This is a genomic window from Flavobacterium sp., from assembly GCF_020217025.1.
GTDB lineage: Bacteria > Bacteroidota > Bacteroidia > Flavobacteriales > Flavobacteriaceae > Flavobacterium.
Genome location: NZ_JAIWOF010000037.1, coordinates 1 through 10,000, shown reverse-complemented (window position 1 = coordinate 10,000; position 10,000 = coordinate 1). Strand labels below are relative to the sequence as shown.

The window sequence follows — 10,000 nt, the reverse complement described above, 5'->3', positions numbered from 1 at the left end:
ATAAAAAAAAAGACCTCAATTGAGGTCTTTTTTTTATTCGTTTTCAACGGCATCTTTATAATCAGGATATAAAAACTTGTTGTATGGAAATCTCGTAATATGAATTTCTCTAACAGCTTCGTAGACTTTTTCTCTGAATTCCTCAAAATTTGCCTTTTCAGTAGCTGAAATAAACAACGTGTTTTTATCACCTAATTTGCTCATCCAAGTTCTTTTCCAATCTTCCAAAGTATAATGTTTGGTAGTTTTTTCAATACTTAAATCATTTTCATCAAAATGTTCTGATTTGTATGCGTCGATTTTATTAAAAACCATAATCGTAGGTTTGTCAGCACTTTTAATATCTTGTAAAATTTGGTTTACTGATGCAATATGGTCTTCAAAGTCAGGATGCGAAATGTCTACCACATGAAGCAACAAATCAGCTTCTCTCACTTCGTCTAACGTACTTTTAAACGACTCAACTAATTGTGTTGGTAGTTTTCTAATAAATCCAACCGTATCGCTTAAAAGGAACGGTAAATTCTTTATTACAGTTTTTCGAACAGTTGTGTCAAGTGTTGCGAATAATTTATTTTCTACAAACACATCACTTTTTCCAACAGCATTCATTAAAGTAGATTTTCCAACATTGGTATAACCTACTAAAGCTACACGAACCATGGCGCCACGATTACTGCGCTGCGTTGCCATTTGTTTGTCGATTACTTTAATTTTTTCTTTTAGTAAAGAGATTCTATCACGCACAATACGACGGTCGGTTTCAATTTCAGTTTCTCCAGGACCACGCATTCCAATTCCCCCTTTTTGACGTTCTAAGTGGGTCCACATTCCGGTTAAACGAGGTAATAAATATTGGCATTGTGCCAATTCTACTTGTGTTCTGGCATACGAAGTTTCGGCACGTTGCGCGAAGATATCTAAGATAAGATTAGTTCTATCTAATACTTTACAATCTAATTCTTTGGTGATATTTTTGGATTGTGAAGGTGTTAATTCGTCATCAAAAATTACGGTTTTAATATCGTTGTCTTTGATAAAATATTTAATTTCTTCTAATTTACCCGTTCCAACAAACGTTTTTGGATTGGGTTTATCCATTTTTTGTGAAAAACGTTTGATAACGGTTCCACCAGCAGTATAGGTTAAAAACTCCAATTCGTCAAGATATTCGTTTAGTTTATCTTCACTTTGGTTTTGTGTTACTATCCCAACAATAATTGATTTTTCAAAGTCAATAACTTCTTTCTCTAACATAATCGTTCTTTAAGAATACAAAGGTACGAAATAGCAAGCATAAAAAAAGCGACTCAATTTGAGTCGCTTTTAAAATTTATCTTATAACTTATTGAAATAAAATATTATCTATTTGAGCACCTGGTCTAGTTTCTGCATTAGTAGTTGAAGTTGCAGCTACATCATAAGCAAAAATGATATGCCCTTGTCCAGACATTCCTGTAAAGGTATGAACACCAGAATTTGTAAATGTACTTGCCCATCCCGTACCTGTATGATTAGAGAATGTAAAACTACTAGTGATATCTACAAGGTTTGCAGTAGGGTTAGCACTATTGAAATTTGTAGAGTAATACACTTTCATTATAGGAGTTGATGTTTGAGACATGTACCCATATAAAGTTTTGAATGAAACTTTTGTATGCATGTCAAAATTATATGGCATTACAAAGAAAATTTTAGTTGCTCCTGTACTGTTACCTTTTCTTGCTTGTAAATATTTATTTCCGTTGAAAGAACCTACAAACCAATCGTTAGTACCTACAACTTTTAAATTAAAATAATTAGGAAAAATAGCAGTGTTTGATGCAAAAGATTCAAAGTTTTCGATTGCAGGGTTTAATCTTGGATTAGTTAACTTAACATCATTAAGAGTTCTTAACATTAATTGAAAAGTACCATTATATTTAGTTAAAACACCACGAATTTTACCGTTTTCACTTGGAATTTCTTCTGTCGCAAATGTAGCGAATGCACTATTACGAACAGTTATTGAATTTCCAGCTGCATCAATTACGGAATGATTAGTAGCAGTAGCACCCACATAGGATAATGCTTCATCGTGATAAGTGTGTCCTAAAGAAGCATTTGCGAATTGCACCTCGTCAAACTCTACTAATTTGTGTAAATAAGTATCATTGATATCAGAAAGTGAAATATGCTGTACTAAAGTTTCTTCATCAACTTTATCGCAACTTCTTAAGATAGCATCTTTATATTCAATACCAGAAATTCTTCCTACACTACCTTCAAAAAGTGAACCTATTTCTAAAGAAGATATTTGATTATCAAAATTGTAATAACGATCTTTCATGTTAATGGTTACTTTTCTTCCTGGCTCATATCTAGTATATAAGTTGTAATCATCAATCGGCATTGTAAATCCTTTAGCTCCGTCAACAGAAACAAATGATATCGATTTGTAAAAATTTCCACCTTCGTCACTAGAAGTAACATAAGCTTCTATGTAATCAGCATCTGGATATTGTTGAACAGTAGTATTAGCTAAAGTTGCAATATCTTGTACTGATTTAGTTGCAGCTATACTAATACAATCGTTCGATAAATCAGGTGTTCCATAATCATCGCCATTAACACATCCAACTAAAGATGCTAAAACAGCGGTTGTTAATACTAATTTTAATTTTTTCATAGCTATTAATTTTTAGTGATCTTAATATTGTCTAATTGTAAAGTAGTTGTAACACCTGATTTACTTCCAGTATATTTGAAAGCAATTCTAACGTTGTCACTCTCGTAAGCACTTAAGTCAATGTTACCGCTATTAACAAAAACATCATCAGTAGAAGGTGTTGTAAATGTTAAAGGAGTCCAAGTAGCTGTTGCAATTCCCGCAGTAGTTCCATCATAATCAGTTGAAATAAAAGCAGTCATAGGGTATCCGTTTGAAAATCTTGTCTTAGTTGTAAAAGATAAGATCTCACCACTAGTAGCTGTTAAATCAATAGCAGGTGTAATTAACCAAGCCACATCATTTGTTCCAGCAGCAGAATAGAATGAAGAAAATTCAGTATAAATGTTGTTTGAAAATGTTCTTGCATGCCATAGACGAGTTGATGTTGCATTATAGTTCACCCATCCTTCTAAAGCGATTGGCACTTCAACAGAACCACTTCCTGTAGGTGAAGATTCAAATCCTTCATTGAAGGCATAGCTAAACACTGTAGGAATGACATAATCATCATCTCCTACACAACTTGTTAATGCACTTGTACTAAGTGCTAACAAGAAAATTGTTTTTAAAAATTTTATTTTCATAGTATATTTTTTTAGAAGTTAATGTAGAAGTTAACAAAGAATGTTCTTCCGTATCCGTAAAAATATTTAGATCCAAAAGAAGGAGTTCCGTTAGCTTGGTCTGCTTGTAAATCTGGGAAAGTTGCTTTTCTAGATTGTTCAAAACCACCTGTTTTATAAGTAACATCAAAAACGTTGTTTACAGAAGCAAAGAATCCAACTGTATTACGATTTGCTTTACTAATTCTCCACGATTTTCCTCCTGTTAAGTTTACTAATGTAAAGCTGTCGAATTTTTCTTGTTTTAAGATATCTCTAACTGTTTCAGGTGTAGCTCCCGAGTAATTATCTCCTGTATTATTGTCAATACTGAAGTTATCAGTTCTTAAAATGTTAGCAAAATCAATGTAGCTGTTAGCTAAGTAATTAACATTTGCTCCAATCCACCAGAAATTAGGATCTCTATATTCTAAACCAAATGAAGCCGCAGTTTGTGGCATACCTGGTTGGTGGTAATTTTTCATGTAAACAGTTCCAAAATCTGTTAAACTTTCATTTCCAGCAGCAGCTAATGCATCATCATTTGTTTTTAATTTAGCATTATCAGAATAGATGTACTGTCCGTAAGAAGCAGCAGCTGTAGCTTTAATAGTAGATGTAATTTGGTATTCTAAACCAAGTTCTGCACCCATGTTTTGTTTGTCAATTCCAGTTACGATTTCACTAACGAAAGTATCTTCGTCACCACCATCGTCACCACCACTAATTCCTTCTCCATAGAAGAATGAAATTTCTGTAGCATTTTGAATTTTAGAATAAAAACCAGTTAAACGCGCTTTGAATTTTGGTGCTCTTAAGATATAACTTGCATCAGCACTTGTAATGCTTTCACTTTGTAAATCTGGAGTAATATTGTTATTCATTCTAGCATTTGAGAAAGAGTTTCTCAAACCTGGTGCTTTTGTTTGATATAAACCGTTGAAATCTAAATAATTTCTTCCGTTTAATTTGTAAGTTAAGCCTCCTTTGAAACCAAAGTTTTCGAATATAATTTTCTCTCCTTTTCCGTAAGAATTATTTGCATAAATTCCGTTTTTGTAAAGACCTTCTCTTTGGTATTCTGATCTAGAGAACGATTGAGCTAAATAAAAATCAGCTTTGTCGTAAGTGAATTTAAATTGAGTAAATCCATCAAATGTTAAAGCGTGTAGTAAATAATTATACCCATAAGTATCTCCTTCTACAACTTGTCTATTTGGATTGTTTAAGTCAGATTGAGACGCATTTCCTGAATAAAAAGGATCGATATCTAAGAAATATTGCCCTCCTAATAAATCCAATAAGTTTTGGTGATTATGAGAACGTAATTTTCTGAAATTTGCTCCTGCTGTTAAGCTAACATTTTCAGAAATACTTGAATTCAAGATACTGTTTGCACTTAATTGATTGTCATCCGTTCTGTCTTGATATAAAACGTAAACACTTCTTCCTGCAAAAGCACTGTTTTGGTTTGCAATATACATGGCATTCCAATCAATTTGTGAATTTGATCTAAATCCATTTCCAATTTGAGTTAATTGGTCTGGAGTATAACCTCCTAAATTACTGTAGTAACTTGGTAAGTTTTTGTAGTAAGTTGGATCTGGATTGTTTCCTAATTGGTAATCTAATCTAGAGTTTCCAATTTTACCCGTTTGAAAAGCAACGTTAGTATTTAAAGTTGTTTTTTCTGTAATTTTCCAATAGTGAGATAACATTGTAATTGGCTCTTCAACATCTTTATCTCTTGAGTTACGTTTTTTACCATCTTGCCATCCCCAATAAGAATTGTATTTAATTCCCATTAAATCATTCACTTCTTTAGTGTTTGGAGAGTTTTTTCCTCTACTATTTTGAGCATAAATAGCAGTTAAATTCAAACTGTGTTTGTCATTAATTTTTTTCTCAACACTTGCAAATAATGAATTTGCACTGTAGTCAGTTCCTTCAAAATAACCTTCTTCTGCCCATCTTCTAGAAGCTGAAACCACAAATGCCCATCCGTCTTTATTCATACCAGACGCGTGAGTTCCCATCATTCTCCAGCTATAGTTGGTGTTAGTGCCCGACATTGATATTCTTGTTCCTGGACGGTAAAAAGAAGCTCTTGTATTAATTTCTTGAGTTCCTAAAGCACTACCAAATGTATAATCAGATGGACCAGAACCCATAGTGAATTCTTGATTACGAGTTGCATCATTTAAACCACCCCAGTTACTCCATTGTGGTCTTCCGTCATATAATTTATTCATAGTGAGACCATTAATCATGGTAACTCCATATTCATTATCTAGACCTCTAATTCTAAAACGTGCTAAACCCCAGTTAAATGCTGCAGCTTGTTGATACGTGTCTCTAGTTGCTTGTAAAAGCCCAGAAGTACTTTCAGAACCACTGTTGTCATCTCCTAAATCATTTTCAGTAATTGTTACTAAACTTAATTGTTGTTCAGATGTAATGTCTTCTTCTAGCACAACTACTCCTAAATCAAGAGTTTCGCCATTAGCAGAAGGTTCTAACATAAAAGTTTGTTGCGTGTATCCAGAAGTTTTGATTGTCAACACTTGTTCACCCGTTGGGATAGTTTGAAAAACAAAGTTTCCATCAAAATCAGTCAAAGCAGATTGGTTCGTACTTTGAATGGTTGCAACAACATTTTGTAATGGTTTTTGACTTTTAGCATCGATAACCTTACCTTTTAAGGCTGGATTTTGCTGTGCAAAAACAAAAACAGCTTGCAGCACTAATAATGTGCTCAATACAAGTTTTTTCATAAAGAATATTAAAATTAATACTAATTTAATGTTAAGTAGTTACAAACTTAACAGCCTACAAATGTATAACTTTTAATAATATTATTTACCTTTGGCACCCAATTTGTAATAAACTTGATATTAATATAACATTTGATTTATGAAAATTAAACACCTTTTGGCTGTTTTTGCTGTGATTTTGTCTGTAAATAGTGCTGTTTCACAGGATAAAAAATTTAAAGTGCATACCGTAGCATTTTACAATTTTGAGAATTTATTTGATACAATTAATGATCCAGATACTTATGATGAAGAGTATACTCCTGTAAATGGTTGGACAAAAAAGAATTATCAAAAGAAGTTAGACAATTTAAGTCGTGTACTTATCGAGTTAGGCACAAGCGAAAGTCAAAAAAATTCTCCAGTAATTATTGGCGCTTGTGAAATTGAAAACAGAAGAGTGCTAGAAGACTTAGTTAAGCATCCTACTTTAATTAACAAAGGATACAAAGTAGTCCATTTTGATTCTCCAGACAAACGTGGAATTGACGTTGGATTTTTATATCAAGAAAAGTATTTTCAGCCAACAAGTTACATAAATGTGCCTTTGTATGTTTATGAAACAGAAACTACTTCTGATAAGAAAAGCACAAAAGAGGATGAAAAAGAGGTTGAGGAAAATGTAAACTACGATAAAAAAACAAAACGTATTTATACACGTGACCAACTTTTGGTTACTGGTTTATTAGATGGAGAAGAAATTAACGTAATTGTTAACCACTGGCCATCGCGTTCTGGTGGAGAGAAAAAAAGTAGCCCATACAGAGAAGCTGCTGGAAGATTGAATAGAAAAATTATGGATTCTATCATCAAAATCAATCCAAAAGCTAAGTTTATTACGATGGGAGACTTAAATGATGGCCCTTACAATAAATCTGTAAAACAAGGAGTTGGAGCAAAACTTAAAAAAACAGAATTAAAAGAACCAAGAGATGTTTACAATCCGTTTGAGCAAATGCAGAAAGACGGTAACTCTTCTTTGTTTTATCGCGACGCAGGAGATATTTTTGACCAAATTATGGTAAGTCAACAATTAGTTCCAGCAGATAATAATGATTATGCTACTTTTAAATATTGGAAGGCGGGCATTTATAACAAGCCTTTCTTAATTCAAAAAACAGGGCAGTACAAAGGATATCCACTGAGAAATCAAAATGGAGTTCCAGGATTTTCGGATCACTTCCCGGTATATATTTATCTAGTGAAAGAAGTGAAGTAATTCCAATCTTAATAATTTAATAAGGTTAGTTTGCAATAAAATGCGGCTAACCTTTTTTCTTTTTAGTAACTTTACGTTTTTAAATTGCAGAAGATGAAAATTAAAAAACCATTTAATCTAAATCAATGGATTGAAGAAAACCGACAGTTTTTGAAGCCACCCGTGGGAAACAAAACCATCTATGATGAAACTTCAGACGATTATATTGTTATGGTAGTGGGTGGACCCAATGCACGAAAAGACTATCACTACAACGAAACCGAAGAGTTGTTTTATCAATTAGAAGGAGAAATCACAGTCTATGTTCAAGAAGATGGCGAAAAGAAAGCCATGAAATTAGGACCAGGCGACATGTATTTGCATCCTGCTAAAGTACCGCATTCTCCTGCTAGAACAGAAGGGTCTGTAGGTTTGGTAATCGAAAGAAAACGCGCAGGAAAAGGATTCAACGATGGGTTGTTGTGGTTTTGCGACAATTGCAATCACAAATTACATGAAGTCTATTTCGAGTTACACGATATTGAAAAAGACTTTTTACCGCATTTCAGTACGTTTTATAATTCAGAAGAAAAAAGAACGTGTAAAAAATGTGGTACTGTAATGGAAACCAATCCTAAGTTTACTAATAAGAAATAGTTAAAAAACAGCTGTGTAACCTGTGACACACAATTATTAAAATATATTTTTTACATTTGTAAAAATTTAACAAAAACCGAATAAAAAGTTATAAAATGATATCTGAAGCAGCAATTCAATTTGGTATGCAAGAAGCTTTGCAACAATTAGGCATTAAAGAAATTAACGAAGGAACTTCTACTGGAACAAAGTGGTTTTCTAACGGAAAAATCATCGAATCATACTCACCAGCAACAGGAGATTTGATTGGAAAAGTAAAATCTTCAACAAAAGAAGATTACGAAACAGCTATGAGTGCTGCAGAAGAAGCTTTCAAAACATGGCGTTTGGTTCCAGCTCCAAAAAGAGGGGAAATTGTACGTCAAATGGGAGAAGAATTGCGTAAACACAAAGAAGCATTAGGAAAATTAGTGTCTTTTGAAATGGGTAAATCGTATCAAGAAGGTCTTGGAGAAGTTCAAGAAATGATTGATATCTGTGATTTCGCAGTAGGTTTATCTCGTCAATTACACGGATTAACCATGCACTCGGAGCGTCCAATGCACAGAATGTATGAGCAATGGCATCCGTTTGGAGTAGTTGGAATCATTTCGGCTTTCAACTTCCCAGTAGCGGTTTGGTCTTGGAACACGATGTTAGCTTGGATTTGTGGTGACGTTTGTATTTGGAAACCAAGTTCAAAAACACCTTTATGTGGTGTAGCTTGTCAAAACATCATTCAAACGGTATTAGAAAGAAACAATTTACCAGAAGGAATCAGCTGTTTAGTAGTAGGTAACGAGTCTGGAGATTTAATCAATAACGACAAACGTATTCCATTAGTATCATTTACAGGTTCTACAAGAATTGGTCGTCACGTATCTAAAACTGTGGCTGAGCGTTTTGGAAACACTATCTTAGAATTAGGTGGAAACAACGCGATTATCGTTTCTAAAGAAGCGGATTTATCAATGGTATTGGTAGGAGCGGTATTTGGAGCGGTAGGAACAGCGGGTCAACGTTGTACTTCAACGCGTAGATTAATTGTTCACGAAAGTGTTTACGATAAAACATTAGACGTTTTAGCAAAAGCTTATGCGCAGTTAAAAATCGGAAATCCATTAGATGCTAACAATCACGTGGGACCACTTATCGATAAAGGAGCGGTTCAAGATTACTTAAACGCTATCGAAAAAGCAAAAGCAGAAGGCGGAAGAGTTATTGTAGAAGGCGGTGTTTTAGAAGGAAAAGGATACGAAAGCGGTTGTTATGTAAAACCATGTATTATCGAAGCTAAAAACGAGTTCGAAATTGTACAACACGAAACTTTTGCTCCAGTATTATATGTGATGAAATACAGCACAATTGAAGAAGCGATTGAAATGCAAAATGCAGTTCCTCAAGGATTATCTTCTTCTATCTTTACAAACAACATGAGAGAAATGGAGTTATTCCTTTCTGCTGCGGGTTCTGATTGTGGTATTGCTAACGTAAACATCGGAACTTCTGGTGCTGAAATTGGTGGTGCTTTTGGTGGTGAAAAAGAAACAGGTGGTGGACGTGAATCAGGTTCTGATGCATGGAAAGCCTACATGAGAAGACAAACCAACACCATTAACTACGGAACAGCGTTACCTTTAGCACAGGGTATTAAGTTTGATTTTTAAATAAGTGATTAGTGAAAAGTAATTAGTGGTTAGTTACTTTTGGATATAGAAAAACCCTGCGAGATCATTGCAGGGTTTTTTTATTTTGATAGTTCTTAAACGAATTCGATTAGGAGCTAACGGAAATGTAGTTATTAGACAATTTTCGTATATAATTATTTTTTACTTTTAATAGTTAAGAATAATTTATAATTTGAATTTTCTTTTCTGTAAACATACATTTCTCTAGATTTTGATGGTTTTACAATAGAATCATTTATTTTTATGTCATACCCATTAGTTAACATAAAATTAGGACTATAAAACGTGTCATTAATCAATATACTTCCATTATCTCTTATTTTAATTTTTGAAACAATAAAGTTATATTGATT

8 protein-coding genes are annotated in these 10,000 nt (G+C 33.4%); 3 read left to right on the top strand and 5 right to left on the bottom strand.

Going from position 1 to position 10,000, the window contains the following annotated elements:
* Window positions 1-33: 33 nt before the first annotated feature.
* From hflX to LDL23_RS01630, 4 genes are all read right to left on the bottom strand, one after another.
* Complete coding sequence (gene hflX, locus LDL23_RS01645; protein WP_291264151.1) at window positions 34-1,257, bottom strand: GTPase HflX; 1,224 nt, start codon at window positions 1,255-1,257, stop codon at window positions 34-36.
* A gap of 88 nt (window positions 1,258-1,345) precedes the next feature.
* Window positions 1,346-2,668, bottom strand: a complete 1,323-nt coding sequence (locus LDL23_RS01640; RefSeq protein ID WP_291264150.1) for a DUF5689 domain-containing protein — start codon at window positions 2,666-2,668, stop codon at window positions 1,346-1,348.
* 5 nt (window positions 2,669-2,673) lie between these two features.
* Window positions 2,674-3,294, bottom strand: a complete 621-nt coding sequence (locus LDL23_RS01635) for a choice-of-anchor J domain-containing protein (protein ID WP_291264149.1) — start codon at window positions 3,292-3,294, stop codon at window positions 2,674-2,676.
* Window positions 3,295-3,305: 11 nt separating this feature from the next.
* On the bottom strand, window positions 3,306-6,086 hold the full coding sequence (locus LDL23_RS01630; protein ID WP_291264148.1) for a TonB-dependent receptor: 2,781 nt from the start codon (window positions 6,084-6,086) through the stop codon (window positions 3,306-3,308).
* Window positions 6,087-6,225: 139 nt separating this feature from the next.
* On the opposite strand from LDL23_RS01630, the gene LDL23_RS01625 reads away from it, so the two are divergent.
* The 3 genes from LDL23_RS01625 (at window position 6,226) to LDL23_RS01615 (ending at window position 9,626) form a co-directional block, all read left to right on the top strand.
* Window positions 6,226-7,344, top strand: a complete 1,119-nt coding sequence (locus LDL23_RS01625) for an endonuclease/exonuclease/phosphatase family protein (RefSeq protein ID WP_291264147.1) — start codon at window positions 6,226-6,228, stop codon at window positions 7,342-7,344.
* A gap of 93 nt (window positions 7,345-7,437) precedes the next feature.
* Window positions 7,438-7,980: a 3-hydroxyanthranilate 3,4-dioxygenase gene (locus tag LDL23_RS01620; RefSeq protein ID WP_291264146.1), complete on the top strand. Its 543-nt coding sequence runs from the start codon at window positions 7,438-7,440 to the stop codon at window positions 7,978-7,980.
* 98 nt (window positions 7,981-8,078) lie between these two features.
* Window positions 8,079-9,626 carry an aldehyde dehydrogenase family protein gene (locus LDL23_RS01615; protein WP_291264152.1) on the top strand — a complete coding sequence of 516 codons (1,548 nt, stop codon included), beginning with the start codon at window positions 8,079-8,081 and terminating at the stop codon, window positions 9,624-9,626.
* 155 nt (window positions 9,627-9,781) lie between these two features.
* Here LDL23_RS01615 and LDL23_RS01610 read toward each other — a convergent pair.
* A partial coding sequence (locus LDL23_RS01610; RefSeq protein ID WP_291264145.1) for a hypothetical protein occupies window positions 9,782-10,000 on the bottom strand: 219 nt, incomplete at its 5' end.

Bases quoted from the DNA above. Each gene is read 5' to 3' on its own strand.
- hflX (WP_291264151.1), bottom strand. From the start codon at position 1,257: ATGTTAGAGAAAGAAGTTATTGACTTTGAAAAATCAATTATTGTTGGG.
- LDL23_RS01640 (WP_291264150.1), bottom strand. From the start codon at position 2,668: ATGAAAAAATTAAAATTAGTATTAACAACCGCTGTTTTAGCATCTTTA.
- LDL23_RS01635 (WP_291264149.1), bottom strand. From the start codon at position 3,294: ATGAAAATAAAATTTTTAAAAACAATTTTCTTGTTAGCACTTAGTACA.
- LDL23_RS01630 (WP_291264148.1), bottom strand. From the start codon at position 6,086: ATGAAAAAACTTGTATTGAGCACATTATTAGTGCTGCAAGCTGTTTTT.
- LDL23_RS01625 (WP_291264147.1), top strand. From the start codon at position 6,226: ATGAAAATTAAACACCTTTTGGCTGTTTTTGCTGTGATTTTGTCTGTA.
- LDL23_RS01620 (WP_291264146.1), top strand. From the start codon at position 7,438: ATGAAAATTAAAAAACCATTTAATCTAAATCAATGGATTGAAGAAAAC.